The 14324-nt window shown below is 32.1% G+C and carries 13 protein-coding genes; 12 read left to right on the forward strand and 1 reads right to left on the reverse strand.

Features of this window, described 5'->3' with window-relative positions; genetic code table 11:
* Positions 1–163 precede the first annotated feature (163 nt).
* The 5 genes from carA to ctlX all read left to right on the forward strand — a co-directional run bounded on the left by carA (position 164) and on the right by ctlX (position 6036).
* Positions 164–1273 (forward strand): glutamine-hydrolyzing carbamoyl-phosphate synthase small subunit, encoded by a 1110-nt coding sequence (gene carA, locus BXU10_RS01075; RefSeq protein WP_078225742.1) that lies wholly within the window; start codon positions 164–166, stop codon positions 1271–1273.
* 112 nt (positions 1274–1385) lie between these two features.
* Positions 1386–2678 (forward strand): phosphopyruvate hydratase, encoded by a 1293-nt coding sequence (gene eno, locus BXU10_RS01080; protein WP_078225743.1) that lies wholly within the window; start codon positions 1386–1388, stop codon positions 2676–2678.
* Positions 2679–2833: 155 nt separating this feature from the next.
* Positions 2834–4111 (forward strand): citrate synthase, encoded by a 1278-nt coding sequence (locus BXU10_RS01085; protein ID WP_031456028.1) that lies wholly within the window; start codon positions 2834–2836, stop codon positions 4109–4111.
* A 60-nt stretch (positions 4112–4171) separates the two neighbouring features.
* Positions 4172–5086 (forward strand): dimethylarginine dimethylaminohydrolase family protein, encoded by a 915-nt coding sequence (locus BXU10_RS01090; RefSeq protein ID WP_078225744.1) that lies wholly within the window; start codon positions 4172–4174, stop codon positions 5084–5086.
* A gap of 14 nt (positions 5087–5100) precedes the next feature.
* Complete coding sequence (gene ctlX, locus BXU10_RS01095) at positions 5101–6036, forward strand: citrulline utilization hydrolase CtlX (RefSeq protein WP_078225745.1); 936 nt, start codon at positions 5101–5103, stop codon at positions 6034–6036.
* 83 nt (positions 6037–6119) lie between these two features.
* On the opposite strand, the gene BXU10_RS01100 is transcribed toward ctlX, so the two are convergent.
* On the reverse strand, positions 6120–6749 hold the full coding sequence (locus tag BXU10_RS01100; RefSeq protein ID WP_031456025.1) for a MarC family NAAT transporter: 630 nt from the start codon (positions 6747–6749) through the stop codon (positions 6120–6122).
* A 155-nt stretch (positions 6750–6904) separates the two neighbouring features.
* On the opposite strand from BXU10_RS01100, the gene BXU10_RS01105 reads away from it, so the two are divergent.
* The 7 genes from BXU10_RS01105 to BXU10_RS01135 all read left to right on the forward strand — a co-directional run bounded on the left by BXU10_RS01105 (position 6905) and on the right by BXU10_RS01135 (position 14297).
* Entirely contained in the window at positions 6905–7270 is a 366-nt protein-coding gene (locus tag BXU10_RS01105; protein ID WP_031456024.1) for a CoA-binding protein, read from the forward strand.
* 166 nt (positions 7271–7436) lie between these two features.
* Entirely contained in the window at positions 7437–8057 is a 621-nt protein-coding gene (gene recR / locus BXU10_RS01110; protein WP_031456023.1) for a recombination mediator RecR, read from the forward strand.
* Between the two features lie 69 nt (positions 8058–8126).
* Complete coding sequence (locus tag BXU10_RS01115) at positions 8127–8915, forward strand: polysaccharide biosynthesis/export family protein (RefSeq protein WP_078225746.1); 789 nt, start codon at positions 8127–8129, stop codon at positions 8913–8915.
* A 16-nt stretch (positions 8916–8931) separates the two neighbouring features.
* Positions 8932–11382, forward strand: coding sequence for a polysaccharide biosynthesis tyrosine autokinase (locus BXU10_RS01120; RefSeq protein ID WP_078225747.1), 2451 nt, complete (start codon positions 8932–8934; stop codon positions 11380–11382).
* 13 nt (positions 11383–11395) lie between these two features.
* Positions 11396–12379 (forward strand): SDR family oxidoreductase, encoded by a 984-nt coding sequence (locus BXU10_RS01125; RefSeq protein ID WP_078225748.1) that lies wholly within the window; start codon positions 11396–11398, stop codon positions 12377–12379.
* A 38-nt stretch (positions 12380–12417) separates the two neighbouring features.
* A complete protein-coding gene (locus BXU10_RS01130; protein ID WP_078225749.1) occupies positions 12418–13809 on the forward strand; it encodes a UDP-glucose 6-dehydrogenase in 1392 nt (463 codons plus the stop codon).
* 11 nt (positions 13810–13820) lie between these two features.
* Positions 13821–14297 (forward strand): UpxY family transcription antiterminator, encoded by a 477-nt coding sequence (locus BXU10_RS01135; protein ID WP_078225750.1) that lies wholly within the window; start codon positions 13821–13823, stop codon positions 14295–14297.
* The last annotated feature ends 27 nt before the right edge of the window (positions 14298–14324 follow it).

Below are 14324 nucleotides of genomic sequence, written 5' to 3' on the forward strand. Positions count from 1 at the left end.
TATAATTTAACTTATTTAAGAGATTAGGTTTTATTTTTATTAATGAAATTTTTAAAAAATCTTGGAGACACTCTTTTAAAAAAGTAAATTTGCAAAATATCTAATTACAAATAAACAAGCTACAGCTTGTTTTAGAATACGATAAAACAATACAAATTAAAGAATGAAATACACGACACGACAGAGCGCCATTTTATTACTAAGTGATGGGACTATTTTTCATGGGAAATCTATCGGTATTAGCGGTAAAACTTTTGGTGAAGTTTGTTTTAATACAGGAATGACCGGGTATCAGGAGATTTTTACAGATCCTTCATACTTTGGGCAAATATTGGTAGCTACAAATGCGCATATTGGAAATTATGGTGTTAATGATTTGGAAATTGAATCGGATAGCGTTAAAATTGCTGGTTTAGTTTGTAAAAACTTTAGCTTTAATTATTCAAGAGAAGATGCTTCGGGAAGTTTAGAAGATTATTTTACAAAACAAAATTTAATCTGTATTTCTGATGTTGATACAAGAGCTCTTGTAAGTTATATCCGTGATAATGGAGTAATGAATGCTGTTATTTGTACAGACGGAACTTCGATTGATGAATTGAAAAAAGAATTGGTTAATGTACCAAACATGGAAGGTTTAGAATTAGCGTCAAAAGTTTCAACTAAAGAACCTTATTTTTTTGGTGATGAAAATGCTACTTATAAAATATCTGCTTTAGATCTTGGAATTAAAAAGAATATTTTGAGAAATCTTGCAAAAAGAGATTGCTATATCAAAGTTTTTCCTTATAATTCAACATATGTAGATTTGACTGCCTTCAGCCCTGACGGTTACTTTTTGTCAAATGGGCCTGGAGATCCCGACCCTCTATTTAGTGCTATACAAGTTGCTAAAGAAATTATAGCAGATGATAAACCATTATTTGGAATCTGTTTGGGTCATCAGGTTATAGCTTTGGCTAACGGAGTTAAAACTTATAAAATGTTTGGAGGTCATCGTGGAATTAATCATCCTGTAAAAAATATTATTACTGGAAAAGGTGAAATAACTTCTCAAAATCATGGATTTGCTGTAAAAAGAGAGGCTTTGGAAGGTCATCCAGAATTAGAGATTACACACGTGCATCTTAATGATGATACAGTTGCGGGAATGCGTATGAAAAATAAAAATTGTTTTTCAGTGCAGTATCATCCTGAAGCTAGTCCGGGGCCGCATGATTCGTCTTATTTGTTTGATCAATTTGTTGATAACATAAAATCTGCAAAGGTCTAAAACGATGTAGTTAATAAATAAAGATGTTTAATGATAAAAATGCGTTTTTAGTATTAAATATTTTTATACTTTCGAAAAAAAAATTATATTTTATTAATAAAAAACAAAAATAATGAGTATTATAATTAAAGTTCACGCAAGACAAATTCTTGATTCCAGAGGGAATCCTACTATTGAAGTTGATGTAGTAACTGAAAATGGTGTATTAGGTAGAGCGGCTGTTCCGTCTGGAGCATCAACTGGAGAGCACGAAGCTGTTGAATTACGTGATGGAGGTAAAGCTTATCTTGGAAAAGGAGTTTTGAATGCAGTGAATAATGTAAATACCGTTATTGCTGAAGAATTGGTTGGAACTTCTGTTTTTGAACAAAATACTATTGATCAATTAATGATTGATTTAGATGGAACACCAAATAAATCTAAATTAGGAGCTAATGCTATTTTAGGAGTTTCACTTGCTGCTGCAAAAGCTGCAGCTAATGAACTTGGATTACCATTATACAGATATGTTGGTGGGGTTTCTGCTAATACATTGCCTGTTCCTATGATGAATATCATCAATGGTGGTTCGCACTCTGATGCTCCTATAGCTTTTCAGGAATTTATGATTTTCCCTGTAAAAGCCACTTCTTTTACACATGCTATGCAAATGGGAACTGAAATTTTTCATAGTTTGAAAAAAGTATTACACGATAGAGGTTTAAGTACTGCTGTTGGTGACGAAGGAGGGTTTGCTCCAAACTTGGCAGGTGGTACTGAAGATGCTTTAGATACTATCAAATTAGCCGTTGAAAAAGCAGGATATACTTTTGGTGACGAAATTATGATTGCTCTTGACTGTGCTGCATCTGAGTTTTATGTAGACGGCAAATATGATTACACTAAATTTGAAGGAGAAACCGGAAAAATCAGAACTTCTGAACAGCAAGCAGATTATTTAGCTGAACTTGCTGCTAAATACCCAATTATTTCTATCGAAGATGGTATGTACGAAGATGATTGGGATGGATGGAAATATTTAACTGAAAAAATTGGACATAAAGTTCAATTAGTTGGAGATGATTTATTCGTAACTAACGTTGCTCGTTTGTCAACGGGAATTGAAAAAGGTATCGCTAACTCAATTTTAGTAAAAGTAAACCAAATTGGTACTTTGACAGAAACTATTGCTGCGGTAAATATGGCTAAAAATGCGGGTTATACTTCAGTAATGTCTCACCGTTCAGGAGAAACAGAAGATAATACAATCGCAGATTTGGCTGTAGCTTTAAATTGTGGTCAAATTAAGACAGGTTCTGCTTCTCGTTCTGATCGTATGGCAAAATATAATCAATTATTGAGAATCGAAGAAGAATTAGGAAGTACTGCTTATTTTCCTGGGTTAAACGCTTTTAAGATCAAGTAATTGTAGCGTTATATTCGTAAAATTAAACCATTCGTATAAACGAGTGGTTTTTTTTTGGGGTTTTAACAAATTCATAGCATTATTCCTTTTTTAATTAGTCTTAAATTCCTTAGATTTGATAAATTATTATTTTAAAGAATTATTTCCCATATATTATGTCAAAAATAGCTACATTAGAAGTAGATGGTAAGAAAATTGAGCTTCCGGTAATCACAGGAAGTGAAAATGAATCCGCTATCGATATTAACAAATTACGTGATTTAACTGGTATTATTACTATTGATCCTGGTTATAAAAATTCTGGTTCCTGCAAAAGTGAAATCACTTTTCTGGATGGAGAATTAGGAATTTTACGTTACAGAGGGTATTCAATCGAAGATCTTGCAGAGAAAGCAAGCTTCTTAGAGGTTTCTTATCTTTTGATTTTTGGAGAATTACCAACCGCTGCACAATTAGAGGATTTCGAAAATAATATTAAAAAGCATTCTTTGGTAAACGAAGAAATGAAAAATATTATTGACGGTTTTCCAAAAACTGCTCATCCGATGGGGGTTTTATCTGCTTTGACAAGTGCTTTAACAGCATTTAATCCTAAAGCAGTAAATGTTGATAACGAAAAAGAAATGTACGAAGCTATTTGTAAAACAATGGCTAAATTTCTCGTAATTGCTACATGGACTTACAGAAAGTCAATGGGGTATCCTTTAAACTATTATGACAATACAAAAGGATATGTAGAAAGCTTTATGCAGTTAATGTTTAAATTGCCTACAGGTCCTTACTCTGCAAATCCGATAATTGTTAATGCATTAGATAAATTATTTATTCTTCATGCAGATCACGAACAAAACTGTTCTACATCTACAGTAAGAATGGTTGGCTCTTCTCATGCTGGTTTATTTGCTTCGGTTTCTGCAGGAGTTTCTGCTCTTTGGGGACCTCTTCACGGAGGGGCAAACCAAGCAGTTCTTGAGATGCTGGAAGATATTAATAAAGATGGTGGAGATACAGATAAGTTTTTAGCGAAAGCGAAAGATAAAAATGACCCATTCAGATTAATGGGGTTTGGTCACAGAGTTTATAAAAACTTTGATCCAAGAGCTAAAATCATCAAAAAAGCGGCTAAAGAAGTTTTGGAAACTTTAGGTGTTGAAGATCCGATTTTAGATATTGCCAGAAAATTAGAAACTGCAGCTCTTGAAGACGATTACTTCAAATCAAGAAACTTGTATCCAAACGTTGATTTCTATTCTGGAATTATTTACAGAGCATTAGGTATCCCAACTGATATGTTTACTGTAATGTTTGCTATTGGTAGATTACCGGGCTGGATTGCACAATGGAAAGAAATGCGAGAAAATAAAGAACCAATTGGAAGACCAAGACAAATTTATACTGGGCATCCATTGAGAGATTTTAAGTCAAATAAATAAAATTGAAAGCTTCACTTAACTGTGAAGCTTTTTTTATATTTGCAACAAAATATAACATATATGTTGCAATTAAATATAAAGAACGAAACCTCAAGATTACGTGCTGTAGTTTTGGGTTCTGCTGTTCATAATGGGCCAACTCCTTCAATAAGGGAAGCTTATGATCCTAAATCATTGGAACATATTAAAGCAGGTACTTATCCTGTAGAAAAAGATATGGTTGCTGAAATGGATGCTTTTAATGCTGTTTTTCAAAAATACGATGTAGTGGTTTATCGTCCGGAAATGATAGAAAATTACAATCAGATTTTTGCCAGAGATATTGGTTTTGTAATTGATGATGTCTTTGTGAAATCAAATATTTTACCTGACAGAGAACGAGAACTTGATGCAATTCAATATGTTATTGATCAGATTGATCCTTTAAAAGTGCTTCGTCCGCCAGAGGAAGTTCATATTGAAGGTGGTGATGTAATGTTATGGAATGATCATATTTTTATTGGAACTTATAAAGGGAGTGATTATAAAGATTACATAACAGCAAGGACTAATATGGAAGGAGTAAACTATATTAAAAATTTGTTTCCGAATAAAATTGTCAAGGAATTTGATTTGGTTAAATCTAAAATTGAAGCCCGCGATAATGCTTTGCATTTAGATTGCTGTTTTCAGCCTGTAGGAAAAGATAAAGGGATTATTTATAAAAGAGGTTTTCGTGAAGAAGCTGATTATATGTATTTGGTAAATCTTTTTGGAAAGGAAAATTTATTTCATATCGAAAGAAACGAAATGTATAATATGTTTTCGAATGTGTTTTCGATTGATGAAAAAGTTGTAGTTTCAGAAAAAAACTTCACACGTTTAAACAATTGGTTACGTGCAAATGGTTTTATAGTCGAAGAAATTCCGTACGCTGAAATTGCAAAACAAGAAGGGTTGTTGAGATGTTCAACTTTGCCATTAATTAGAGATTAATTTTATTTTAAGATATGAAACAAACTACTCACTCGATTGTAATGATTCGTCCAGTTGCTTTCAGAATGAATGAACAGACAGCAGTAAATAATTATTATCAAAAAGTTTTAGATGGCCTTTTGCCAAGTACAGTAAATGCAAAAGCACAACAGGAGTTTGATGAATTTGTAGAAAAATTGATAGCAGTTGGAGTTGATGTTACCGTTATAGAAGATACCTTAGAGACAGATACACCAGATAGTATTTTTCCAAATAACTGGGTGTCGTTCCATGAAAATGGAGAGGTAGCATTGTATCCAATGTTTGCTGAAAATCGTCGCCAGGAACGCCGCGAAGATATTTTGGATATTTTGGAAGAAAAAGGTTTTGAGATTACTGATATCATGGATTATACATCTGCAGAAGAAGATGGTATTTTTCTCGAAGGAACGGGAAGCTTACTTTTGGACAGAGCTAACGGAAAAGCATATTGCGCCTTATCACCTCGTGCAGATGAAGAATTGTTTATCGAATTCTGCGAAGATTTTGATTATGCTCCGGTAATTTTTGAAGCTTTCCAGACTGTTGATGGTGAACGTAAATTGATTTATCATACTAATGTTATGATGTGTATTGGTGAAACTTTTGCGGTTATTTGTGCAGATTGCATTGATGATAAAAAAGAGCGCAAAATGGTCTTGGAAAACCTGAAAGCAGATAATAAAGAAATTATTTTAATTACGGAAGCACAAGTAAATAATTTCGCAGGTAATATGTTGGAGGTTCGAGGATCAAATGATATAAAGTATATCGTTATGAGCTCATCGGCTTATAACAGTTTAACAATAAAACAAATTGAACAATTACAAAAGCATGCTGAAATTTTAAGCTCGAGTCTCGATACAATTGAAGCCTGTGGCGGAGGTAGTGCCAGATGTATGATGGCAGAAGTGTTCTTGCCAAGAAGTTAAAGTTAAATTTTCAATAAAAAATTCCAAATTCCAAAAGCTGAATGCAGTGGGATTTGGAATTTTGTGTTTTGATATTCAAAGGGTTACATTAAATTTGCTTTAACAATATTAATTATAGAACTCACAATATATTGAATTCCAATTGCAATTACAATAAAACCAATAATTCTGGAAATAGCGACAATACCAGAAGCGCCTAATATACGAGCTAAATAATGAGCGCTTTTTAAGATAACAAAAATGGTAATTGCTATAGCTAAAATAGCTAAGCTGGAAATTATTATTTCGTTCACTTCATGATGTTCCTGGTAAAAAGCAATTAGTAAAGAGATAGATCCAGGGCCAGCCAGCATTGGAATTGCCAATGGGGTCAATGCAATATCATTTCTTTTTTGGGCATCGTTTTCTACTTTTTTATTAATTCCTCTTTTTTTGCTGATTTTTCCGGATAATAATGAAAAACCTGAATTTAAGATCACAAGACCACCAGCAATACGAAGTGCATCAATGCTAATTCCAAAAAAAGTTAAAACATATTGTCCAATAAAAAATGAAACAATTAAAATAATGAAAACATTAATAGCTGTCCATAATGATATTCTGGAACGCTCACTATCTGAATCATCATGAGTGAGCCCTACAAAGATAGGAACAGTACCAATTGGATTTAAAACAGAGAAAAGAGCAGCAAATAAATAAATGAATAAATCCATAATGTTTTCGAATGATAAAGTAAAAATAATCAAATTTTAAGATTTTACCCGAATATGATGTTAGGATATTGTTTTTTTTGTCTTTAATAGCTCTAAATCAAAAGACGAAGGTATTTCAGCCTTTTTTGATTACTTTTGTGGCTTATTCAGAAATAATGAAAAATAAAAAAACTTTAGTTTTAGGTGCAACAACAAAACCGGAACGTTATGCTTTTAAAGCCATAAATATGTTGACTCAAAAAGGGCATACAGTTTTAGCAATAGGACAAAAAGCAGGTGAAGTTGCAGGCGTGAAAATTTATACCAAAGCCATTCCTGTTAAAAATATAGATACAGTAACCTTATATTTAAACCCGGCTCGTCAGCGTGATTATTATAATTATATTATCGAAGCACAGCCTAAGCGGGTAGTTTTTAATCCCGGAACTGAAAATCCAGAGTTTTATCAGTTACTTGAACTTAATAATATCAAAGCAGAGGTTGCTTGTACTTTGGTTTTGTTGGCAACAAATCAATATTAGTTTTCTTGGAAGTTATTTCCTTTTATGCACTATGTCTTTTGTGTCAAATGAGGTGTAAAAGGATTTTTTAATAGGGTTAGAAATCACTTTTTAAGATAGCTTTGTGATACTAAGTATGTTTAAAATGTAAGTCCTTACAAACCATATAAATTATTATTTTTGTTTCATGGAATTTTCTTCAAAATTAATAGAAAAAGCAGTCAATGAAATGTCTCAATTACCTGGGATTGGTAAACGTACGGCGCTTAGACTGGTGCTTCACTTATTGAAACAACCTAAAGAGCAGACAGGCTTTTTATCTCAGGCACTATTAAATATGCGTGAAGATATTAAATTTTGCGAAAGCTGTCACAATATTTCAGATACAAAAGTTTGTGAAATATGTGCTAATTCATCCAGGAATCATCAGACTATTTGTGTTGTAGAAGATATCAGGGATGTGATGGCTATAGAAAATACAGCCCAATATAAAGGGATTTATCATGTTTTAGGAGGTAAGATATCTCCAATTGAAGGAGTGGGACCAAGTCAGTTGAATATAGCAACTTTAGTGGAAAAAGTAAAACTAGGCAAAGTTGTTGAAATTATTTTTGCATTAAGTTCCACCATGGAAGGAGATACCACAAATTTTTATATTTATAAACAAATTGCCGATTCTGAAATTATAATATCTACAATAGCGCGAGGGATTTCCGTGGGAGATGAATTAGAATATGCTGATGAAGTTACGCTCGGCCGAAGTATTTTGCATCGTATTCCTTTCGAAAAAACTTTCAAAAATAATTAAATAATACAAACTAAGTAAGATTTCCTGAAGATTAAAGGAATGGTTATATTTGCTTATAAAATTTTTAAAATGACAAAAAACTGTTTTTATTTATTATTAATTAGTACGTTTTTTACATCGTGTATCCCAGTAAAAGATTTGGTCTATTTACAGGATAAAGGAACCGTTGGAAATGAAACTACTGTTTCATCAATTGTATTAAAACCTTACAGATTGCAAGTCAACGATATTTTGAATATAGATATTAAAGCGATAGACCCTAAATTGGTTGCAATTTTTAAATCTACTGAAGTTGAAAATAGTATGGGTAAATCCGAGTCACAGCTATATTTTAATGGTTTTACTGTTGATGATCATGGAAATATAAGAATGCCAATTTTAGGAGAAATCAATGTAATTGGTTATACAATTGAGGAGGTACGCGTAAAGATTGAGAAAAAGTTGATGGAAGAATATTTTAAAACCGAAGCAAATATTTTTCTTACTGTGAAATTAGCAGGTTTCAGATACACAATAAACGGAGAGGTAGGAAGTACAGGTACCAAAACATTGTTTCAGGAACGCGTGAACATTATGGAGGCAATTGCCAATGCCGGAGATATTACTACTGTTGGTAATCGCAAATCAGTAACTGTAATTCGTCAAACACCTACAGGAGTACAAATGAATGATATAGATCTGACAGATGTAAATGTAATGAAATCACCATATTATTACTTACAGCCTAATGATTATGTTTATGTAAAACCGTTAAAACAAAAAACGTGGGGTACAGGTCAGACAGGAATTCAATCTGTTGGTACAATTATAACTTTGTTGTCTTTGGGGACAACGGTTTATTTATTGTTGAAAAATTAAAAAGTAATTACAAGATATGTTAGACATAAAAGATTTTTCAATTTTTGAAAATCATCCCAGTTTTGATTTTAAAGGATTTTTGCTCAAAATCGCTGGTTATTGGAAATTGTTTTTGGTGAGTTTAATTATTGCATTTACGATAGCTTATCAGGTTAATATTCGTAAGGAAAAGATTTATGCCATGCAGACCTTAATTTCGATAAAAGAAGAGAGCAACCCTTTCTTTACCTCGAATACAAGCTTGGTTTTTAATTGGGGAGGTATTTCTGATCAGGTAAGTGGTGTTTCGACTATTTTGCAATCGAGATCACATAATGAATTGGTAGTGGATAAATTGCAGTATTATATTGATTATCTCGCGAAAGGCGAATTTAATATGGTTGATGTATATGGTGCGGTTCCTTTTTATGTTAATATAGATAAAACGAAACCTCAATTAACAGGAGTATTAATTAGTATTAAATTTTTAAGCCCGAATGAATATGAAATTAGAATTCCATTTGAGAATAATTCGGTTTCATTGCTGACTTATTCAAATAATACTTATAGCAGTACTGCCGTTCAGCCTATTGAATTCTTAAAAAAGTATAAAGTTGGGGAACAAGTTGTATTGCCATTTTTGAATTGGAAACTTGAAATAACTGATAATCCTGGTTTCTATAAAGGGAAAGAATATTTTGTAAGATTTAATAATTTCGATTCTACCGTTTCACGTTATCGTGGAATTGATGTTAATTCTGAGGAAAAAGGAGGATCTATACTTACACTATCGATGCAGGGTACAAATAAAGCACGGATGGTTGAGTATTTAAATTCCACAGTCAAAATGTTAATCAAAATTCAATTAGACGGTAAAAATCAGTTTGCTACAAACACTATAGCATTTATTGATAGTACTCTTGTGTCTATGGAATCTCAGTTGAAAGAAACCGGAAATGAACTTAAATCTTTTCGAAAAGATAAAAATATATATGATATTGAAGAAGGTGGAGCTAAGTTTTCAGATAAAATTTTAAATTTTGATGTTGAAAAAGATGTGGTAGCACGAAAAATTGCGTACTACAATTCGTTAAAAGCCTATCTTAAAAACAGTGTTGATTATTCTAAATTACCAGCGCCATCCGTTGCAGGAATTGAAGATCCAAATATTGTTACGAATGTTTCTAAACTTATTGCTTTATCAACCCAAAGATCTGAAATGTCTTATGCAGTAAAAAGTGATAAGATTTTTAAAGATTTCGATAATCAAATGATGGCTGTAAAAAATGTTTTGCTTGAAAATATAGCCTCAGCCAAGTCTTCTTTGCAATATGATTTAGCTTTAGTTAATAATAAAATTGGTGAAGCAGAGAGTAAAATCAAAAAACTTCCTGAAGAACAACAAGAATTGCTGAAGATTAAAAGGAAATATGATTTAAGTGATAATATTTATAGTACATTTCTCCAGAAAAGGAATGAAGCTGATATTGTAAAAGCTTCTAATTTGTCAGATATTCATTTTATAGATCCTGCGAAAGATATTGGAGGAGGTTTAATTGGTCCGAAAACTTCTGTTAATTATGTGTTAGCTTTGTTTTTAGGGTTTTTAATTCCTCTAATTATTGTTTTCATATTTTTCTTTATTAATAATACAATTCAAAATACAGAAGATATTAGTAAACAAACACAAATTCCGTTAATAGGTGTTGTGGGTATTAATAAAGAGAACACCAATCTAGCGGTTTTTGAAAAACCAAAATCAGCATTGTCGGAAGCTTTTAGAGGTATACGTTCTTCATTACAGTTCTTATACAAAAAAAAGCAGTTAGACGGAGCAAAAACGCTAATGATTACTTCATCAATAAGTGGAGAGGGAAAGACGTTCTGTTCTATAAATATTGCGACTGTATTTGCCTTAAGCGAAAAAAAGACAGTTATAGTAGGGTTAGATTTAAGGAAACCACGTCTAGCAGATGAATTTAATCTGGTAAACCAGTATGGGGTAGTCAATTATTTGATAAAGCAAAAAACACTTCCAGAAATAATAAATGAAACTCAGATTCCGTATCTTGATGTTATTTTATCAGGTCCAATTCCTCCAAATCCTTCAGAATTAATTATAAGTGAAGTGATGGGTGAATTGATTGAGGAGCTTAAGAAAACATACGATTATATTATATTGGATACGCCTCCGGTTGGACTTGTTTCGGATGCTTTAGAACTAGTGCAATTTAGTGATGTTACTTTGTATGTGGTGAGACAGAATTATTCAAAAAAGGAAATGATTACATTGTTAAATAATCGTGTCAAACGGGGAGAGCTGAATAATGTTAGTATAGTTTTAAATGGTTTTGAAAATAAAGCTAAATACGGGTCAGCATATGGTTATGGTTATTATGGAGGTTATGGAACGTATTCAAACGGTTATCATGAGGAAGAGGAGAAAGCAGGTTTTTTTAAAAGTGCTTTTAAAAAATTTAAAAAATAATAATTTGAAATAGATGGGAGCAGTTATTCAAAACACTATTTTAATAACAGGAGGAGCTGGTTTTATTGGTTCTAATTTATGTGAGTATTTTTTAAATTCAGGACACAAAGTAATTTGTTTAGACAATTTTTCAACCGGACATTATCATAATTTGGAAGAGTTTATTGTAAATCCGAATTTTAAATTAATTGAAGGAGATATTCGAAATATATCTGATTGTAATTTAGCTGTTACAGAAGTAGATTATGTGTTGCATCAGGCTGCCTTAGGCTCTGTTCCAAGATCAATAAATGATCCAATTACTACAAATGATGTAAATGTTACGGGTTTTTTAAATATGTTGGTAGCTGCTCGTGATGCAAAAGTAAAGCGATTTATTTATGCTGCAAGTTCTTCAACCTATGGCGATTCTGAAGGATTGCCTAAAGTAGAAGAAGTAATTGGTAAACCTTTGTCTCCTTATGCAATAACTAAATATGTCAATGAATTGTACGCTGAAATTTTTAGCAAACAATATGGGCTTGAAACTATAGGTTTGCGCTATTTTAATGTGTTTGGAAGAAGACAGGATCCAAAAGGTGCTTATGCAGCTGTGATTCCAAAATTTGTCATGCAATTAATGAATTACGAAAGTCCGGTAATTAATGGAGATGGAAATTATTCAAGAGATTTTACTTATATTGATAATGTAATACAAATGAATGCTCTCGCAATTTCATCTAATAACTCTGAAGCAATCAATAATATTTATAATACCGCGTTTGGAGATAGGAATACCTTAAATGATTTAGTTGAATATTTAAAAAAATATTTAGCCGTATATGATTCAAAAATAGCAACTGTGCCAATTATCTATGGTGAGACAAGAGCGGGAGATATCCCCCATTCATTAGCAAGTGTAGATAAGGCTAAAAAATTATTAGGATATAATCCCAAATATTCCTTGGAAGAGGGGCTAAAAGAAGCACTGAGCTGGTATTGGAACAATTTAAAATAAAAGGAAACATAATATATAAGAAGTATAATATATAAAATATGAAAATCACAAAAATTTGTTGCATTGGTGCAGGTTATGTAGGAGGTCCAACTATGGCAGTAATTGCACAAAAATGTCCACATATTCAAGTAACTGTTGTCGATTTGAATGAACAAAGAATTAAAGATTGGAATGATCCAAATACGGATAATATTCCAATTTATGAGCCGGGTCTTTCTGAAATTGTGGCAGAAGCAAGAGGGAGAAATCTTTTCTTCTCAACCAATGTAGAAGAAGCTATTGATGAAGCTCAGGTTATTTTTATATCTGTAAATACACCTACTAAGACTTATGGTAAGGGTAAAGGAATGGCAGCAGATTTGAAATTCATAGAATTATGTGCCAGACAAATAGCAAAAGTTTCAAAAAACAATAAAATAGTTGTTGAAAAATCAACTTTGCCTGTTCGTACTGCTGAAGCAATAAAAAGTATTCTGGATAATACCGGAAATGGTGTTCAGTTTCAAATTCTTTCTAATCCGGAGTTTTTAGCAGAAGGAACTGCTGTTACAGATTTACTAAATCCTGATAGAATTCTTATTGGAGGAGATTCAACTCCGGAAGGAGAATCTGCAATTAATGCTTTAGTTGATGTTTATGCTAATTGGGTTAGTAAAGATAAAATCTTAACAACAAATGTTTGGTCGTCTGAATTGTCTAAACTTACTGCAAATGCTTTTTTAGCTCAACGTATTTCATCAATAAATGCAATGTCTGAGTTGTGTGAGAAAACTGGTGCAGACGTAAGTGAAGTAGCACGTGCTATTGGAATGGACAGTCGTATTGGTTCTAAGTTTTTGAAGGCATCTGTTGGATTTGGAGGTTCTTGTTTTCAAAAAGATATATTGAATTTAGTTTATATAGCAAAATCTTACGGATTAAATGAAGTTGCGGATTACTGGGAGCAAGTAATAATCATGAACGATTATCAAAAGAGAAGATTTTCAAATAAAATCGTTCAGACTTTATACAACACAGTGGCCGATAAAAAAATAACTTTCTTAGGTTGGGCGTTTAAAAAAGATACAAACGATACACGCGAATCTGCAGCAATATATGTAGCAGACGATTTGATTAACGAACAGGCTAAGATTTCGGTTTATGATCCAAAAGTTTCAAGAAATAAGATTTTAGGTGATTTAGATTATTTAGAAACAAGAAAATCTTCCGCGAATGCAGATGCTGTATTAACATTTGAAGATTCTTATGAAGCCTGTAAAGGAGCTCATGCCATAGCAATACTTACGGAATGGGATGAATTTACACAATACGATTGGCAAAAAATATATGATTCTATGCAAAAACCTGCTTTTGTTTTTGATGGAAGAAATATACTAAATGCAAAAGATTTAAAATCAATTGGCTTTATTTATAATGGAATAGGTTCTTAAAAATAAATTACATGAATTGGTATGTTGTTTATACAAAACCTAAATGGGAAAAAAAAGTAGCTGAAAAGTTAAATGAAATAGGAATTGAATGCTACTGTCCTTTAATTACTCAGATAAAACAATGGTCTGACAGAAAGAAAAAAGTTGAAGTTCCTCTTTTTAATTCTTACGTTTTTGTTCAATTGTCTGATGCAGACAGAAATTTGGTATTTCAGGTGGCAGGTGTGATCCGTTATTTGTTTTGGTTAGGAAAAGCAGCAATTGTTCGAAATGAAGAAATTACAACGATAAAAAAATGTCTTTCAGATACAAGTATTTCTGATGTTTCAGTTGTATCTTATAAAAAGGGAGATAAAATAAAATTGGAAGCTGGAGTTTTCAGTAGTCAGAATGCAGTTATTCAGGAAGTGACAAATACTCATTATATTCTTGTTTTAGAATCTTTAGGTTGTATTTTGAAAATGAAATATAAAAAAGATGTTGACTGAATATACTGAAGAATGAAACAAAGCTTG

Source organism: Flavobacterium sp. LM4, from assembly GCF_002017935.1.
GTDB classification, from domain to species: Bacteria; Bacteroidota; Bacteroidia; order Flavobacteriales; family Flavobacteriaceae; genus Flavobacterium; species Flavobacterium chungangense.

What these genes read in the sequence shown, in the direction of transcription:
- carA (WP_078225742.1), top strand. Translation starts at nt 164, where the DNA reads ATGAAATACACGACACGACAGAGCGCCATTTTATTACTAAGTGATGGG.
- eno (WP_078225743.1), top strand. Translation starts at nt 1,386, where the DNA reads ATGAGTATTATAATTAAAGTTCACGCAAGACAAATTCTTGATTCCAGA.
- BXU10_RS01085 (WP_031456028.1), top strand. Translation starts at nt 2,834, where the DNA reads ATGTCAAAAATAGCTACATTAGAAGTAGATGGTAAGAAAATTGAGCTT.
- BXU10_RS01090 (WP_078225744.1), top strand. Translation starts at nt 4,172, where the DNA reads ATGTTGCAATTAAATATAAAGAACGAAACCTCAAGATTACGTGCTGTA.
- ctlX (WP_078225745.1), top strand. Translation starts at nt 5,101, where the DNA reads ATGAAACAAACTACTCACTCGATTGTAATGATTCGTCCAGTTGCTTTC.
- BXU10_RS01100 (WP_031456025.1), bottom strand. Translation starts at nt 6,749, where the DNA reads ATGGATTTATTCATTTATTTATTTGCTGCTCTTTTCTCTGTTTTAAAT.
- BXU10_RS01105 (WP_031456024.1), top strand. Translation starts at nt 6,905, where the DNA reads ATGAAAAATAAAAAAACTTTAGTTTTAGGTGCAACAACAAAACCGGAA.
- recR (WP_031456023.1), top strand. Translation starts at nt 7,437, where the DNA reads ATGGAATTTTCTTCAAAATTAATAGAAAAAGCAGTCAATGAAATGTCT.
- BXU10_RS01115 (WP_078225746.1), top strand. Translation starts at nt 8,127, where the DNA reads ATGACAAAAAACTGTTTTTATTTATTATTAATTAGTACGTTTTTTACA.
- BXU10_RS01120 (WP_078225747.1), top strand. Translation starts at nt 8,932, where the DNA reads ATGTTAGACATAAAAGATTTTTCAATTTTTGAAAATCATCCCAGTTTT.
- BXU10_RS01125 (WP_078225748.1), top strand. Translation starts at nt 11,396, where the DNA reads ATGGGAGCAGTTATTCAAAACACTATTTTAATAACAGGAGGAGCTGGT.
- BXU10_RS01130 (WP_078225749.1), top strand. Translation starts at nt 12,418, where the DNA reads ATGAAAATCACAAAAATTTGTTGCATTGGTGCAGGTTATGTAGGAGGT.
- BXU10_RS01135 (WP_078225750.1), top strand. Translation starts at nt 13,821, where the DNA reads ATGAATTGGTATGTTGTTTATACAAAACCTAAATGGGAAAAAAAAGTA.